This window comes from Pigmentibacter ruber (assembly GCF_009792895.1).
Classification (GTDB): domain Bacteria; phylum Bdellovibrionota_B; class Oligoflexia; order Silvanigrellales; family Silvanigrellaceae; genus Silvanigrella; species Silvanigrella rubra.
This window is the reverse complement of sequence record NZ_WSSC01000001.1, coordinates 1,281,595-1,299,975: the sequence shown is the minus strand read 5'-3', so window position 1 is coordinate 1,299,975 and position 18,381 is coordinate 1,281,595. Positions and strand designations below refer to the sequence as shown.

Here is an 18,381-nt window from a genome sequence, read left to right as displayed (position 1 = left end):
TTTAATAATTTTTTGCAATATAGTTCCTATAATATTTGAAATAATTATACATATTATTTGAATAACCGGAGTCTTGGATGCTTTGAAGCGAAAACTATTTATATATATTGCGGCTTACCTCTGAAAAAATGTGCGTTTGAGGTTGATTAATTCGGGTCAGATTAATCTACAATTGGGTTCAAAGTGAATTAATTTAGTCTTAAAATCGGTTTAATTTGAGCCCGAAAATTTTCCAAGGTGGGTTGTGATAACTAAATGCCACAATATCAAATTACTCAAAACGGGATAAAGTCGTAATTAAACCTCTTTTAGCTTCGTTATGTTTTTCATAAGTTTCATGCTTTATTTTGTTATCATTCCATTCATCTACATATCTACGATTATAGTTGCGACCCATTACCATTTTTCCAATTTCATCAATAAAGAATTTATTTAAATCATTATTAATAGGAATACCTTTAACCTCCATATTTGGAGGTATTTTAGACTGTAATTTAGAAATTGCACTTTCTAAACCAACTGGAATTAAATTAATTTTAAATTTCGTTGGTTCTAAAACTTTATTTAATACATTTGCAAGCCTTAAAAAAGAGGTGCCTTCATTTATAAAGTCTATAAATGCTATATTTTTTATTCCTAGATTATTATTATTAAGTCCTTTATTTATTTTTCTTTTTAAATATTCAACCCATTCTTTCGATGGATTATCAACTTGACCTCGAAATGAACCATTCACTTTTACTGCTTTAATATTTTTATTATTAGAAAAAATTTTATTATTTTCATTTTGAATCATAAGCTTTGAAATAGATAAACTTTCACCCAAAAAACACATTACATTTATATTATTTTTGTCTGCCGTATCTAAAATTAACGCAGTTAGTGAAATCATAGAATTCCACCAATCAGGTTTTCTACTAGAATTCCAATCATGAGTATAACTATTGCTTTTTACTTGATCTAAAGAACCATCACAATATTGGCAGCTTAAAAAGTTTTTATGTCCAGTTCCACAATTTATACAAATGTATGAAAAATCAGGATACATAATATTAATATCTTTTTTTCTTACTCTACAAACTTGAGTAGTTTGAATTAAATAATCTTTTGGTTTATAATTACTTCCAATAATTTGTTCAGGAAATTCTGGAAAATTATTATCACATAAAATACACATGTTAACTCTTTTCAAAAAAAAAGTCTTAGAAATTTTTCGAAAAATCAACTGACTAGTTTAACATTATTAAATTTAAATTAATAAATAATTGGTTCTTTTTCACAGCTTTAACGCTACAGCTGCACTTATAAAATTCCTATTTATAATAAAAAATACTATATAATAAAATATAGTTTTTTCAATAAGTATTTTATATTAATCGCAAATTATTAGATTTATTTCATTATTTAAAGTCAAGTTTAGAATGAATACTATTTTATCATAAATACATCATAAAAATCAATATATTAGTCAAATTTAAACATTCATCAATCCATTTAGCTGTAAGTTCTCAGCCATCACCGTAACTAAAAAAGAACTATATTTTCTTCTTTTTTGTTTTCAAAGCTCCTTCGATCCCAGCTACCAGTTGGTCTAAAAATAGAACCTATATTTGAAGCATATAAGGAAGATAAAATCATTAAACTCAAAAAACAGAAAACAACAAATTTTTTACTATTCATTATATTTTTCTTATTTTTTCGAATATATGGAGGTATCAAGAATCAGGATAAGCTCTATTAATCCACCTAACTTCTAAAAGCTATTTGTCAGAAAATAAAACTAATTGTATTATTACCAATCTCATTAAAATTGAAAATTGACCTGATTTTTTTCTTTTCAAAAATATTTAAATCTTACTGAAAATTTGATTCTAAGTTTTCCTCTAAAATAAATTTTTCAAAACAACATAATATTATCTTTTTTTTAATTAAAAGTTGTTCGATTTTATTTTTCGTAATATTTATAAATTTATAAATTTATATATTTTTTTATAAATTTATAAATATTAATACCTTAAATTATTGAAAGAAATAAATAATGAAAAATAGAGTGTTTTACTATATTATTTTATTTTCAAATATATTTATAATGAAACATATTTTTGCTATAAATTTAAGCTACACATTTGATTATTTCCCTAAAAATTGCGAAATTAATATATGTTATTTAAAAGTCAAAGCAAAATTTCCCATTAAAAAGAATGCAAAAGAGTTAATTTTAAATTTGCCTTATGAGCCTCATATGCCTGAAGGCCTCCCTGAATCAATATCTGATATAAAAATAAAAGGAGCAAATTTTGAAAAAATTAATAACTATCAATTACTTTTATCAAATATATCCAGAAAACAGTATATTGAATTGACTTATAACGTAAAACAAAAAAATCTTGGAATGCCAAGTAAAATCGAAGATATCTACTTCCCAATTTTGCAAGAAAAATATTTTAAATTTATTGGTTTACCAATTCTTATTTATCCCGAAACAATTAAAAAGAAAAATCCACACAATTTGATTAATTTTTACTTTAAATGGAATTTGCCTGATAACTGGGGGTTTGCAAATAGTTTCGGCAAACAGGTTTATTCTCAAAAAGTTTTGTCTACTTTAGAAGAGATCCAAAAAAGTATTTTTATAGGCGGGTCAGAATATCGCTTTTATGAAATAAAACAAAATTCTCATGGAAAGGTTATAACAGCTATTCAGGGAAAGTGGCAATTTACAGACGAATATTTTACTAATAGTGTAATAGATATTATTAATTTCCAACGAAAATATATGAAACAAACTCAAAAAGAGCCATATTATTTGGTTGAATTAGGTTTAATTCAACCTAAAGAAGTTGATCTTTGTAAAGGATATGGTGGATTAAATTTAACTAATGCTTTTTCTTTTTTTCTAGAAGGAAATTCGTGCTTACTTGACGAATATAGTTTAAGAACTTTAATACATGAATATTTTCATAAATGGATCCCCGGAAAAACTTTTAAAACATCTGAAGTAAAAATAAATAATTTTAATTTTATCTACTCTCCTTTTAACTGGTTTAGAGAGGGCTTCACTAATTTTTTCACTTCACATATTGCATTTAAAATGCAATACAATAAACAACCACTCGAAGAAAAAGAATCTATCAAAAAATACTTAGAAAATTTTAATAGAGTAATAAAATCTTATTATACATCACCCTATATTTGCTATTCGCAGCAACAAATAAAAGATGAATTCTGGAGTAATAGCAGTGTGCAAGATCTGCCTTATATCCAAGGTGAATTAATTGCTGCTAATTGGAATGCCAAAATTAAGAAAAATACTTTAAATAAAAATTCATTATATGATTATATTCAAAGCATGATAAGTTCTAAAAATACATATACTGAATTAAATGTAATAAATTTAGCTAAAAATTATCCTTTTCATATTGATTCTGTTGAAGAAGATATCCAAAAAATACACAACGGTTGTGAGCAACCTCCGATAGATGAGATGTCAAGCCCCATCCAAATTGCGCCAGATGTCTTGGGTCCTTGTTTTGAAAAGAAATATAAAAAGTATAATATTTTAGATAAAAACCGTAAGCAGACACAAAAAGAAATATTAGTTCCAGAATTTCAGATGATTTCCGACTGGGATAATCAAAGGACGACTTGTTTAAATTGGTTAAACTTGACTTAATGCAAGTGGTAAGCTTGATGGAATAAAATACTTACGAAGGTGAGGATGTCAATTTTTTACAATCAATAATTCTTACTACCTTTAAAACAGATTAAAGAATAAGATTGTTTTTACCAAATTTATTGAATGAATATTCAGAGCATTTCATCTAAATAAGTCAAAATAAATTTTGATCTTTTTTTGTCGTCTGCCAAAGAGATGAGAATGGAATTTTCAATGGTGTATTCTTTAAGTACTGGTAAAAATAAGGATTGTCCAATGACAGAGCGGTAACTATTGTCAGCGGGTCTTAATGCCCATATATTATTATAAATCCATGGTGTTCCATTTATATTTCCAACATAGAGCATAATATGACCTGGTATGTAAACAAGGGTAACAAGTTTACGCCCAAGATCTATTAAACTTTGTATTCTTTGCTCAGTATTTTGACTACTTAAATCAATTATTTTTCCTGTTTTATATTGGTCTACAGAATTACGTGGGAGCCATATTCCAAAAACTGAAAAAATACTTTGCATTTCTTGGGAGCAATCATTGTTAAAATACATGCCGCCCCATCCATATGTTCTACCATTTAATTCTTTTATAATTTTGGAAAAATGAGCCGGTGTTGGGGAAAGAGGAAAAAAAGTGCTTCCTTCATTTTTTACTTCAGCTGAAACTAACCTTGCAGTTCCATCTTTGAGTTTATGCGGAATCCATACTGTATTTTCAGATTTATTTTTTCCTGGAAAAATGCTCCCAATATAACCAGCAACTGTATTCAGATTTTTAAAGTTTTGATCATCTACAGTAATATTCGCTTCTGTTCGTATAATAGAACGAAATCCATTTGTATTTGCATATGTAATATAATTTTTAATGAATTTGTCCGATACAAAAGCAATATTTTGAGAGGGAACCCAGGTCATAATATTTGTATGAGTGATTACCAAGGACCAACCATTTTGACTCATTCCGATAACATATAAAGGACTACCAATCCAAATAGAAGAATCTTGTAGTTGATCGAAAGGATAACCATTACCAGCAATTTTATAGTTGAAATAAAGAGGATCATAAGTTGGGAAAAGCTTTGCCTCTGAATTATTTATAGCAATGGCTCGATATTTCGAATTATAATGAGGATTTGTAAATTGCTGAAAGTTGCTATTTTTTGATATTGTATGATCAAACCAAGAACAAGAATATGGTCTAAAATTTGATGAAAAGCTTTTAGGATTTGTTGTGTCACAATTTTCCCTAAATTTGCGGAAATTATTTTTTAATAACTCCTCAGGGGGATTTGTTTTTAAAAATTGAGACACATAATTTTCGGACCAAGGTGATTGAGAACCCATAAAGCGTTCTTTAAAATCTGAGACTTTATTTTCAATGATTGAATTATGAAAAATCGGAACATTAAATTCGGAGGAATTTTGATCAAAAAAATGATTTATATCTTGATTATATTTATTTATTGGAAAAATTTGAATTTGTTCAGGATTAAAAGCAAGTGAAGGATAGGAAATAATACAAAACACATAAATTATAAACGTACGTTTCACAATTGATAGAAAAGTCTTTTCCATGATTTACCTCTATTTATGTTTAATTTTATTTCTTTGATAGCTGAAAAATAGGAGAATTTAGCCATTATTTTTTTCAAAAAAGAACTACGTATAAATTACGAAGAACAATTTCTTGTCGCTGACATTACAATTTATTCATTTTTTTCTCAATAACATCCTTTAACTTTCTAAAATATACTTTAATATTTCAGCACTTAAAGTAAAAGAAATTTTTTTAGAATTATTCTATATTCAATATGATCACTATTTTTATTTAAGAATCTGATATCTCATCTATCTGGTAAGAGGTAAGGATTCGACCGCCCTGAGGTAGGCAGGTTGTCGTTTCTCAAAGAGGATGAGACTAAGATATCAAAAAATTAAAATTTTGCTTAAAAACAGCGTAATGTTCTCTATGTCCTATTTTTTAATGTATGTCTTATGGAACTATCAAGAGTCAGGATAAGCTCTATTATCCTGCTAAAGTGTAAATTACATATTTTGTCTTTAGAGTCTGACGTTGAAACTGGCTACATTATCGAGATTAAACAGTATTCACAGAATAAATTTAGAATGACATTCATGAAATCTGATTGTTTGTTACTATATCAAATAATTTTTCATAATCATTCTATTCTTTTTGCTTGATTTTATTAAGTAAAAATGGTTAATTCGAAGAATGTATTTAAATTCAGTGTCTCCTCACTTCTTTTCTTCATTAATAATTAATATCTCTTACTCTATAGGCGCATGAAAAATGATTCAAAGCAATTTTACAGGAGCTAAATGGTGGAAAATAGATTTCCATGTTCATACACCTTGTTCAACGGATTATAAACAAAAACATATAACGACTGAAGACTGGATAAATAAGTGTTTAGAAAAAGGACTTGATTGTGTCGTTATTACAGATCATAACGATACAGGTTGGATCGATGGTGTAACTGATTCCCTCTCAAAATTAAAGAAACAAGATGAAAAATACAGATATTTTTATATATTTAAAGGGATTGAATTAACAGTTGATGAAATACATTTTATATTAATATTTAAAGATAGTATGAATGCAAAAGATATTGAGCGTTTAATTGGAGGAACCTTTAATATAAATAGCGCTTTATTTTATGATGCTCCAAATCAAGAACGAAAAATTCAAAGTCAGTTTGATTGGATTGATAAAATACAAGAAAATGCTATTGTAATACCAGCTCATATTGATAGAAGTGATAATGGCTTTTTCAATATTAAAAACAAACCTAAACTTGATAACTATTTAAGATCAAAACAAAAATTTTTAGCTATGGAATTTAAAGGCAATCTTGATAATATTGCCAACGAAATAAAACATCTTGAAAATGAAAATTCAAATTTTAAAAAAAATTATGACTCTCAAAGCGCTGAATACCCTGCTAAAGAAAAACTTAAAAATCTAAAATATATATCCCAAAAAATTGAGGAATATAAAAAACAAAATACTACTTTTATTTTAGGTTCAGATTCACATAATTTAGATACAACAGAAGAATTATTTACATGGGTAAAAATGGAGACCCCAAGTTTTGAATCTCTCCGCCTTGCTCTTCATGATGGCTCTGACTCAGTAATACGCAGTAATGACACGTCAGAAAATTTAAATGAAATTAAACATAAGTATATAGATAATATTGAAATACATAATGCTTTATTTGCTGGAATACAAGATCCTCTAAATATTAAATTTAATCCTTGGTTAAATATTATCATAGGAAGCAGAGGCAGCGGTAAATCTTCTATTTTTAATTTCTTAAAAATCTTATCAAACCCTACAGTCATTGATAGTGATCAAGACAGAGATAGTTTTAAAAATTTTTTTAAAGAAAGAAATGAAAAAGAAAATTCTGGTGCATTAAAAATAAATACGATAATTTCTCTAACATTAAATAATCTTAACAATGAGTATGAAACATTCAAATATGAACATTCTGATAAAAAATGGACCATAAATAATAGTCTAATCTTGAAAGATCAATTAAAAACATATCTTCCAGTTAAAATATTTAGTCAAAAAGAAATATTTGAAATTTGCCAAAAAGAAAATAACTTTTTTGAATATATTAAATCATTTATTCAGGAAGAATTAGAAAAAATTAATGAAGAAATTAAAGATAAATTTTCTACTCTTAAAATAAAAATTGAAGAAATAAATAAATTTACTAATTCAGTATCTAAATTAGAATCTATTGATTCTGAAATAAAAATCCTTGAAGAAAAAATAAAAGTAATTGAAAGTACAGAATATAAAGATACTATCAATAAATACAAACTATATCATAGCTTAAATGAAAGCCTCAATACATCAACTGATTTTATTAAAGAAAATTTCATTAATCAACTAAATAAAATTCCTAATAAAGAGACAAATTATAACATTCAAATTAATTCTAATTTAGATGAAAAAACAAAAAATGAATTGACTAAGTGGAATTCTGAATTGACAAAATTAACAAGTTTATTACATGAAAATATAAAACAGATAAACTCGCATTTTGATACATTATCGATTTTACATGAAAACACATATTTTTACTCAAATTACATTCAAATAAAAAAAGAATATGAAGAACTTACAAATAAATACGGTGCCTCTATTCAAGATTTTTCAAAAGATTTTGAAAAATTAAATAAATTAAAAAAAGAGCAAGAAAAAATTGAATCAGAAAAAAAAGCCCTTATTCTATTAAATGAAGATAAAGAAAAAATTAAAAAAGATATTATTCAACTTGAACAAAAAAAAAGGGAATTGATAAAAAGAAAAATAGATGATATTAACAATAATCAATCAAAATTAAATAATAATTTCAAAAAAATTAAAATAAGTTATCTTATATGTCAAAGAAATGTTTCTCAATCTTTTCAGAATGAAATAGGCACTCGAAATCAAAGATATTCTTCATTTTATCTATCTGAAGATGAAAAAAGTGGCTTTTTATTTGATACTTTTTTATCCTCAAAAAACGATAATATAGATAACATTTTTAAACATATTCATGATGAAAAGAGAAAATGGTTTGAGTTTAATCCTAAAAACTCTGCTGAAAAAGAATTAAAAAATATATTACTAAATAAAAAAGATGAACTTGATTTATTCTTTCCTGAAGATACAATCAAAGTTGAAATATCAAAAAACAAATCTTTTGAACCAATTAGCAATGTTTCTCCTGGTGAAAAAGTTGCTGCATTTTTAGAACTTGTTATGAATATAGAAAATAAAACACTTTGCATTGATCAACCAGAAGATGATCTTGATCTTACTTTTATTTCGGATACAATTATACCACTAATAAAAAACTACAAAAAAAATCAACAAGTTATTATCATAACCCACAATGCTAATATTACAATAAATACAGGGGCAGAAAATATCATTCACCTAAAATTTTCAGGAGGAAAAGATCCACAAATTCGACATAAAGAGACTGGCGCTTTACAAAATGAAAAGATTCGAAAAGCTGTTTGTGATGTCGTAGAAGGTGGTGAAAAAGCTTTGCAAGATAGATATTACAAAATATTCAAAGCACTAAGTAACTACAAACCTTAAATCATTTAGTAACAAAATACTATTTCCAGTTAAGGCTTATTGCAAAATTTTTCTTTATTTTTCATTAAATGAGAGCCAGGTGGAAAACGAGGATCATTATTAAAAGAATGTTTGCTATCTATTTCTGCTTGTTCTCTAGTAGGACTTGAGTTTTGCAAAGCAGGAGTTTTTGGAGTTCCTAAATAATCAGAAGCAGTAATAATCCATCTAAAAGAATTATTTAATTCGCTAATTTCAAGATTATAACACGGATATGAAACCTTAGTATAAAATGGCGATCCATTTTCGCATAACATTGATCCGCAAGGAAAACGGGGATCATCTTCAAAAGCTTCGATAATCTCGTCTTTAACATTTTGAAAAGAGCTAGTTCCTTGCAATGAATTAATTTTTTGATTTCCTATGTAATTTGCTGATTCAATCCTCCAAAGTACAAGATTATTTGATATTACTTTTGATGTAAGATTAAAAACTTGCATACTATTTGCTCCTAATTGTAGATAAAGATTGATTATTATATAAATAAATTGATATCAGCTTCATTGTTTTACCCATAAATGAAGCCCTACTAAAAGAGTATACCCAATAAGAAATTGAGGATCTTTTTGAAATGCATTTATGGAATCAATTAGCATATCAGGATCAGTGCTTGGAATCACCCATGTACTATAGCCTGATGTAGAAGCACCGACTGCTGGCAATGGTAAAATACCCCAAACGATCTGATTGGCTGCTGTTATTAAAGGAATGGCTTGATAACTGAACATAGATGAGTCTCCTAGTTGGAAGTGAATGGTTTTAGATTCTAGAGACTATTATAAGAAGAAAATTTCCCGATCCGGCCTTTTAATGAAAAAAACTTATTAAATGTTTGAAAATGAAGATATTCCGGATAAGTTGGTAGGAGGTAAGAATTCGTACAGAATCGGGCCACTTTAAATTTTTAGCTCAATAATTAAGCACTAGGTGTATACTGTTCCCATTTTACACCATTCAAACTTTCAGTTCAAAGTCAATATCATCTAATTTTCGATCCTGGATTTCATAAACTCCAAATCTGTTTACATGGCCAGTTCGATACGGATTAATTTTTGAAATAAGAATAGGATCTACTTTGAGACCTTCCGATGTAAGTTCTTTAACTGATTTTGTTATTGCATATACATTATAAAAAGTAAGTACGACAGCTATTAAATGATTATATTTTATAACTCTCAATTGCTCTTCTCTGTCGTTCTTAGTAATCATATCTTCACCAAAGTAAATCCATTTTACAAATTTATTAAATGATTCACATTTATTAGTTGAAGATTGGACTATTCTTCTAAGATCTTGATCGGATAAATAATTGAGAAGATAAGTTGTTCGTATAACTCTGCCTAATTCTCTAAAGGCATAATACAATTTATTTTTTCTAGAACTAGTGTTTAATCTTTTTAATATTGTTGATGGATTTATCTTACCAGCCTTAATTGAATGAGCGACCCTAATCATATCATATAAATATTTTTCAATTAAATCCCAATCAATTTTTTCTTTTGTAAACAAGGAATCAATATGTTTAAAAATCTGTTCTGAAGATGGTTTGTAAAAATTTAAATCTTTCCAATTTTTTATTCTGGGCATTAATTTTATACCTAGGAGATAGGATAAACCAAATCCTGTGAGCATTTGAGCGTGAGAATCTCCATGAATTGTATCAGGCTGGATATCTGATTTATTTTTAGAAAGTCCATCTAAAATAAATATTCCTTCTCTCATACCGCAAGATATAAAATGAGAAAATAATGCAATATAGGTATCACTAATATGATAATATCCAATTCCTCCAAATTGACCATATCTTATATGATATTCAGAGAGTAAATTATTATCATACATGTCCCAATGAGTCCCATCTGCAGCGGCTCTTGAACCATTTCCCCAGAGTTTAGGTAAATCAAATTTATTGTAAATATTTATAACACTTCTAATACAATTATCAATTTTATCAACAGAAGTATGTCTTAAATTTAAAAATGAAATTTTTCTTCTATTTACTTCAGGAACAGCTTTTGCTGTTTGAGTTGGACCAAGACCCGTTCCATAAGCAAAAATTGTTAGAATATAACGCATTTCTTCATCTTTAATTTTTGCTGCGTGTCCACTATTTGGTCCGAAGAACTTTGTTAAATTCAATAAATTATTTCCAGAAATTAATATATTTAACAATGACATAGAATGTTTTTGCATCTTTTTATCAAGCATACTCTCAAGTTCTTTTAGTTTTGCTTTATCTTTTTCAATAGGAATATATTTCTTTAATTTAGGTTCTCCATTTTGAATTTTAAAATCTGGATTTTCTTGAAAAGTTTCATCAGTAAAATTAGCTGATTTTTCTAAATTACTTTGAATATCTATAATAAATTGTTTCTTATTAGTGGAAATTCCTATTAATTTTCCATATTCATCTAGCGTTCTAAGAGACTCTTCTTCTGAAATAAGTTCCTTTCTATAATCAGAGTAATCTATGCTATTATTTATGCACAAGTCTCCTGCTTGTAACTCAAGCGCTATTTGATTACATAAGCAAGCCTCAAAATGTTTTCTATTTATTTTTTGGGGGAAACCATCTCTTTTCTTTTTTCCAGTTACTAACTTCCACCAATTGTCAAGTATCCAAGAAAAATCAATTAGAATTGGGCCTGTTTTTCCTTTCCGCTTATAAATTCGCCCTGGATATAACCATTCAGTTGTTGTATCCTTGTGAAATAACATGTATTCAATAGCATTTATGATTGAACTATCTTCGCTAGTAGAGGATAAATTTAGTGCTGTAAGTATTTTCAGTAATCTTTTTCTACTTTGTTTATAATGGTTCCACACAAATCTGTTAAAATTTTTAATTCCAGATTCTACTTGCGTTCTTGCATAGTCAAATAATTCTTGATTATTATTCACAATATTCGTAATTTCATTGATTTTTTCTAATTCTTGTATTCCAGATTTTACTTGATCCTCAATTTCATTAAATGTTTTAAATACTGACTCTGTCTTTTCAGAGTTTTTATCAAGATAAAGTTGAAGTTCAAACTTTGCTCGAACATTAAATTTCTTTATTCTTTTTATAAAAACATTGCATAAATCATCATTAATTCTAGCCAATTTTGTATATAAAAAACAAAGTATCAAAGTAAGCCGTTTGTCTTCTTTAACTTTAAATAAGCTTCCAATATCATAACCATTAGCTTCTTCATAGAATGTCTGTATTTTTATAGGTGGAAGATATTGAATTAAATTGTTATATCGTGACATGGTTTGCAATAATTTTTGTCTCATCAGCATATCAGCCATAACTTTAAAACTAGGTTTTTCTAAATCTTTTTTTAAATCATCCCACAATGAATGTTCTTGATTTCTTTCAAGGAACAAATTTCCTAAATAATATCTTCCAGACTGATCAAGTTTTTCAAAAATATCTATGTATATTTTATGATTAACTTTTGCTCTATGATATTTACAAATATCATGAATAGTTCTAAAAGCAGGAATCTCAAATCTTTCTTTAACAAGATATTCCAAGCTAATATTTATTAAATCTATAAGTTCATGCTTAATTAATGCCATTTCTGGCAAAACATTTTCAAGTAAATCATTTCCGCCATTATTAAATTGTTTTATATTTAAATATTCTCTTATACATTTAACATGCCTTCTTTTTGAACCTGAATCCTGATATCCATGGATCAATTCATTAATTGTTCCTTTAAAATTTGATTTTTCAACAATAAATTTTATTATAAGCTCTGGAATTTCATTAAGCTGAATAAAATAACCAATATTTTGAAAGCTTTTTAAAAGAAGAACCATACATAGAAGTGGTTTTTCACCTGTAGAGTTATTTTTACAAAATTCTATTTCTTCCTCACTTGGATAAAATAACTTTTGCAATTCACTTTCTGAATAAGATTTTTTGAATCTCGGATATGCAGTGTCCTCAAAATTAAGCATATATTGTTACCTCAAAATACCTGACATAAACCTTGGTTTTTGGCAGTAGATATGTATTATCGGGTAAGTATGCTTTTTTGCGGATATTTTTGTGCCAAAACAGATGCCAAAATCATTCTGCCATTAACTCTCACAATAGATGAGTTATGACATAATTTTAAATTTTGCAAAATATCTAGGAGAATTTTATGTACATTGGTTATGCAAGAGTTTCAAGTGCTGATCAGTCTTGCAACTTACAAAATGATGCACTTTCTAAATCTGGATGTGAAAAGATATTCTCAGATATTGCTAGCGGAGCAAAAATTGAGAGAAAAGGTTTAAATGACACAATAAATTATATGCGACCTGGTGATACTTTAGTCGTATGGAGATTAGATCGTCTTGGCCGAACGCTTTCTAGCTTAATTTCATTTGTTAATGAACTAAATAATAAACAACTTTGCTTCAAAAGTATTGTAGAAAATATTGATACAACAAGTCCAACAGGGAAATTTTTTTTCCATGTGACAGGTGCTTTCGCGGAGTTAGAACGTAATATCATCAAAGAAAGAACAAGAGCTGGTCTTGAAGCTGCACGTTCAAGAGGTAGGTTAGGAGGAAGACCTAAGGTTATATCCTCTGATAAGATTCGAGCTGCTATAGATCTTTATGAAAAGAAAAACTCTTCAATTTCAGAAATATGTCGTTTATTGAAAATATCAGAACGAAGTTTTTATCGTTATAAATCGTTAACTTAGGTATTTAATATGAAAAATTATAAATTTTTTCCTTTGTCTGGATTGTTTGAGTTATCTAGTACTTTAGTTACATTTGATGGTAAGACTGAGTTTGATAAATATAAATATAAATATAATAATGAAAAATTTTTGCCTATTGGAACATTACTTTCTAATCAATATTTTTTAAATGGAACTATAAAATGTAAGATAAAATTTGTTGATATTCCAGATATACAAGAAAATGAACAACAAAATCTGGAACAATATGGTGCAGAAATAATAATTAATTACGATACTGAGAAAAAATCATTTTTAAGTGCGGGTATAAATTCTATTTTTGGTTTAAATATTCGTTATTTTAATTCACAAACATGGGAAAATTTTTCGACGTCGCAATTAATAACAAAAATACCAAAAGACTCTGAATATGAGATAAAAGTAGAAGTATTTGGAAAAAAAATTCGCTTATTTTTGAATGATGTAGAAATATTATCGTGTCAAAGCATTTATAATTTTAAAACAAGTCAGAGTGGCGTCTGGTGCATAGGAAAAACTAAATTAATTATCACAGACTTTTGTGTTGAATATATTAAGCCAGAAATATTTATGATTATGCCTTTTAAAGACAATTATAATGAGAGATATTTTAAAATAATTAAAGAATCATGTAAAAAAATATGTTCATTAAAGAGAGCTGATGAAATTTATAATCACGGCGTTTTATTAAATGACATAATAGAACATATTACAATTTCCTCATTAATTATTGCAGATATTTCAGAACAAAACCCTAATGTTTATTATGAAATAGGATATGCGCATGCGATGCAAAAACCAGTTATATTAATTGGAGATCGAAATAAAATTGAAAAAATTCCTTTTGATATATCACACTTTAGAGTTTTATTTTATGAGGATAGTATGACTGGCGGTAAAGATTTTCAAGATCGCTTATTACAACATCTTAATAGCATACTTGGTACACATATCAAGGTATTCTCAGTTGAAGATAATTAGATTTATTGAATTCGTATTTCATAAATAATTTTTTTGAGATATTAATATATGGAAAATAATAACAAAAAAGAAAACGTGCAAGAATTAGAAAAAAATATAGTAATTACTAAAAATAGCAGAATGAAGGCTGAAGTTAGACTTAAATTTTACTCTTTTTGGCTTAACACAGGTGTTGCAATATCATCAATTATAATTGTAATTATAAATGTTATAATTTTAGTTTTTCCTGATTATGATCGAAAACATATTTTAACATTTGTTTCCTTGTTTTATTCATTATTGATATTAATTTCATCACTATTGATATGGTCAAGAAATTTTGAAATTAGAGCAAATAATTTTAAAGATTGTTATTTAAGATTAGATAAACTATTGAGAGAATTAAAATCTACTAACGATGAAATAAAAATAGGAAAAAAGTATGATAGCATATTAAAAAAATTTGAAAATCATGAAACTGTTGATTATATTGACGCAATGCTTGAATTCAATATTAAGCAAAAGAAGGATCAAAGTAGCTATAAGAAAATGAGATTAATAACATTAAATGAAAAAATTAAACATTATTTTTTTAAAATCATAAGAATATTATTTTACATCCTTATAGTTATTGCTCCTTTAATTTTTTCTTATTACTTGATTTTTTGTATCAAATCATAAGAATATTTTCATATAAATTATAATTTTTTATGGACAATTTTTTTAAAATTCTTACCTTTTAACATATAAATGAGATTAAAATGAAAGAAAAATATAATTTACAAACCTTTCAAGATATAGCGCTAAAAAACTTATATAACAATAATAATTATAAAAAATACCTAGAAGAATTAAGAGAATTATGCAAACAAATTGCTACAAAAATTGCCTATATTGAACCTTTACAGTTATTGCACTATGCTTTTTTTGAATATGTAATTTCTAATTTTGGAGTTGTAGCAGAAGCTGATTTATCCAAAGAACAAATAGATAGCTACCGATTACTAGAATTTATTCAAACTTGTATAATATCAGTTTCTCCTCAAAAGAATTATAGAGATTTAATTCAGGAAGATTTTGTCTATATAAAAACTAAGATTAAAGAAATGTTTTCAAAATTAGATTATGAATATTATTTTATCTTTTTCTTAAAAGAAAAATCTTTAGATATTTTTAATGACGAAGAAAAAGAAATTTATATGATTTTAATTTCAAGTTGGATTAATATACGAGGAAAAAGATATATCAATCATGAAAAAGAAAATTTAATTACCCTTCTTACACCTCACAATGACGTACTTCAAAAAATATTCGATGTAAATGCAGAAGAAATTGGTATTGGTATTGATAAAATGATAATGAATTTAATTAGCGTTCCAGAAAAAGTATTTAAATTAATGTCATTATACCAGAAATATAAAGATGGTTTTAACAGTAATTATAATGATAATTTAAATACAAAAATCTTATTTGAGGAAATATTTAATTTTGAATTATTTAATGTAAAAAAAGTTACAAATTTACCTACATTATTATTAGAAGCTCTTTCACATGAACCTGGCCAAGATCAAATATTTTTTGATTCTTTAAAAGATCCAAAGTTCTCAGGCACACCTTTTAAACGTTCGCCGATTTTTTCATTCCCATTACTTAAAATTAATAATAATTATTATACATTTCATCCATATATATTTTGTGATTATTTATATAGAAATATTCATTCTATTATATTAAATAAAGAATCTAATTATACGGAAATTTGGAATGAAAAACAGAAAAATATTACTGAAAATCTTCCCTTTGAGTTATTTACAAAAAATTTGCCAAATGCTCAGTCTTTTCACAATTTTTATTATATAGGTAAAGATAGTGTAGGAAAAAATAATTGGATAGAATGTGATGGAATTATTTTATTTGAGCAATTTTTATTTATCCTAGAAGTCAAAAGTGGTAGAGGAAGTATTAAATCACCTGTTGAAAACATTGAATCGCATTTTAAAATAATAAGTGATCTTTTAGTGAATCCTGCACAACAAGGTAGACGTTTCTTAAAACAACTAAAAGAAAATAAAAGTATAGAAATATTTGAAAGTAATAGTAATAAAAAATCTAACAAATCATTATATAAGTTAGATATAAATAAATTTAAGAAAATAGCTATTATAGCGATATCATTAGAACAATTGACTGATATAAGTAGTCGTATTCAACATTTTCAAAAATTTGCACTTCCTATTGATTTAGATCCTGTTTGGATTGTATCTATTGATGATTTAAGAGTCTATAGAGATATACTTTGTGGACCAATAACTTTCACTCATTTTATATTAAAAAGATTAGAAGCATTTAAAAATGATAAATTATATTCAACTGATGAGTTAGATCATTTAGGGTTATATTTAGAAAATAATTGCTATACTGATATCATGAATGAAAATAATAAAATCAATCTCTTTTTAGGTTACAGAAATAGAATCGATGAATATTATTCTAATCTTTTATGTAATAGCAATACTTTACCTCCTTCTCAAAACCTTCCAATCGAGTTAAAAAATTTATTAATAATTTTAGAGAAAGAAGCAAAACCAGGGTTTATTTGGGTTGGACATCATCTCTTAAACTTTAATGATTCTACTAAAATTCTAATATCTAATAAGATAACGAACATTACTATGTTACAAATTAGTCAAGGCGAAATCATACCATTTTCTATTTCAAATGAAATAAGTTTCTCATTTGTCATATTAACATCAAATATCAAACTGACTTCAAATTTTATTCCTAGAGATTATGCACTATCTAATATGGCTTTACAAAATAAAGATGAAGCTTTGTTGTTTATGCTACATATAAACACCTTTAATCAAATTAATAGTTGTGAATTTTTTTTCCTTTCAAAAGAGATCTAAAACGAAGAGTAAACTGAAAAATTTAAAAAGAAAATTGAAAGTAGATAAATATAATACATGTTCTTTTGGGAGAGGAAAAAATATAAAAAATTCCAAATAATTAAAATGTATAAAAAATAATTTTCCCTCATTTTTCATAAAACAGCTATAAATTATATCAAATTCTTAAAGTGGCCCGATTCTGTACGAATTCTTACCTCATACCAAGTTCTCTTATCCTCCCAATCCTTAAAAATTCTGTTACTGTAATTGGGAATGCTAAATAGCAGCTTTATTAATTTCTGGCCTGCTCTGCAAAGAAAACTTCTGAACTACAAAGAAACGTACAAATATGAAAGGCACTTTGGGAGAGGGTCTAAAATTGGCAGGATAATTTTTTAAGAGGAAAGGAAGCCTATGGCACTCAGAAATGTATTGGCCTTATTTACAAAGAACCTGTAAGAAAAAGGAGCTTCTCTTCATACCATAAAAGCTTACAAACAGGATCTGATAAGCATTTAAAATCAGGAACAAGAACCCAACTCATCAAACAAGACTGTCAAATGAAACACCACCTCTCATAATTTATTCAACACTTTAAATTCGCAGTATCTATTCTAATATTTTCATAAATTTTCAAATATTCTCATTCTCTAAATTCTTCCACCCCATTTTTTTTCGCCAATTTTTTCTTTCTTCTGAGTTTCACACAACATAATGGGAGTTATCATAACTGAAATTCCAACCAAGAGTTATTTTATTTAATTTAATAATTTTAGTAATATTAACTAATATAAATTTATTAATATAATATATAAATTTAGTAAATTAAACTATTAAAATAAGAAAAGTCACAAAATTTACCCCTAAGAAGAAATAAAAGAATTACTGATATATAAATTCTATTAAAATTTATAACTATGATATTATTAGATAAATTTTTTATATTTTTTGTTTTTAAAAATTTAGTTGAATGAAATAA

Annotated in this window: 12 protein-coding genes; 6 read left to right on the top strand and 6 right to left on the bottom strand. The window is 26.4% G+C overall.

Annotation, left to right across the window (positions count from 1 at the left end):
• Positions 1 to 271 precede the first annotated feature (271 nt).
• On the bottom strand, positions 272 to 1,177 hold the full coding sequence (locus GOY08_RS05360) for a hypothetical protein (protein ID WP_158997833.1): 906 nt from the start codon (positions 1,175 to 1,177) through the stop codon (positions 272 to 274).
• Between the two features lie 347 nt (positions 1,178 to 1,524).
• The gene (locus GOY08_RS05355; protein WP_158997832.1) at positions 1,525 to 1,680 is read right to left on the bottom strand and encodes a hypothetical protein; all 156 of its coding nucleotides are present in this window, start codon (positions 1,678 to 1,680) and stop codon (positions 1,525 to 1,527) included.
• Positions 1,681 to 2,242: 562 nt separating this feature from the next.
• On the opposite strand from GOY08_RS05355, the gene GOY08_RS05350 reads away from it, so the two are divergent.
• Positions 2,243 to 3,673: a M61 family metallopeptidase gene (locus tag GOY08_RS05350; protein WP_158997831.1), complete on the top strand. Its 1,431-nt coding sequence runs from the start codon at positions 2,243 to 2,245 to the stop codon at positions 3,671 to 3,673.
• 134 nt (positions 3,674 to 3,807) lie between these two features.
• On the opposite strand, the gene GOY08_RS05345 is transcribed toward GOY08_RS05350, so the two are convergent.
• On the bottom strand, positions 3,808 to 5,247 hold the full coding sequence (locus GOY08_RS05345; protein WP_158997830.1) for an SH3 domain-containing protein: 1,440 nt from the start codon (positions 5,245 to 5,247) through the stop codon (positions 3,808 to 3,810).
• Positions 5,248 to 5,983: 736 nt separating this feature from the next.
• On the opposite strand from GOY08_RS05345, the gene GOY08_RS05340 reads away from it, so the two are divergent.
• Entirely contained in the window at positions 5,984 to 8,803 is a 2,820-nt protein-coding gene (locus tag GOY08_RS05340; RefSeq protein WP_158997829.1) for a TrlF family AAA-like ATPase, read from the top strand.
• A 29-nt stretch (positions 8,804 to 8,832) separates the two neighbouring features.
• On the opposite strand, the gene GOY08_RS05335 is transcribed toward GOY08_RS05340, so the two are convergent.
• From GOY08_RS05335 to GOY08_RS05325, 3 genes are all read right to left on the bottom strand, one after another.
• Positions 8,833 to 9,282 carry a hypothetical protein gene (locus tag GOY08_RS05335; protein ID WP_158997828.1) on the bottom strand — a complete coding sequence of 150 codons (450 nt, stop codon included), beginning with the start codon at positions 9,280 to 9,282 and terminating at the stop codon, positions 8,833 to 8,835.
• A gap of 60 nt (positions 9,283 to 9,342) precedes the next feature.
• A complete protein-coding gene (locus tag GOY08_RS05330) occupies positions 9,343 to 9,570 on the bottom strand; it encodes a hypothetical protein (protein ID WP_158997827.1) in 228 nt (75 codons plus the stop codon).
• A gap of 226 nt (positions 9,571 to 9,796) precedes the next feature.
• Positions 9,797 to 12,793 carry a Tn3 family transposase gene (locus GOY08_RS05325; RefSeq protein WP_158997826.1) on the bottom strand — a complete coding sequence of 999 codons (2,997 nt, stop codon included), beginning with the start codon at positions 12,791 to 12,793 and terminating at the stop codon, positions 9,797 to 9,799.
• A gap of 188 nt (positions 12,794 to 12,981) precedes the next feature.
• On the opposite strand from GOY08_RS05325, the gene GOY08_RS05320 reads away from it, so the two are divergent.
• From GOY08_RS05320 to GOY08_RS05305, 4 genes are all read left to right on the top strand, one after another.
• On the top strand, positions 12,982 to 13,533 hold the full coding sequence (locus tag GOY08_RS05320; protein ID WP_158997825.1) for a recombinase family protein: 552 nt from the start codon (positions 12,982 to 12,984) through the stop codon (positions 13,531 to 13,533).
• Between the two features lie 9 nt (positions 13,534 to 13,542).
• On the top strand, positions 13,543 to 14,532 hold the full coding sequence (locus GOY08_RS05315) for a hypothetical protein (RefSeq protein WP_158997824.1): 990 nt from the start codon (positions 13,543 to 13,545) through the stop codon (positions 14,530 to 14,532).
• A 48-nt stretch (positions 14,533 to 14,580) separates the two neighbouring features.
• Positions 14,581 to 15,192, top strand: coding sequence for an SLATT domain-containing protein (locus tag GOY08_RS05310; RefSeq protein WP_158997823.1), 612 nt, complete (start codon positions 14,581 to 14,583; stop codon positions 15,190 to 15,192).
• Positions 15,193 to 15,272: 80 nt separating this feature from the next.
• Positions 15,273 to 17,420 carry a hypothetical protein gene (locus GOY08_RS05305; protein ID WP_158997822.1) on the top strand — a complete coding sequence of 716 codons (2,148 nt, stop codon included), beginning with the start codon at positions 15,273 to 15,275 and terminating at the stop codon, positions 17,418 to 17,420.
• The last annotated feature ends 961 nt before the right edge of the window (positions 17,421 to 18,381 follow it).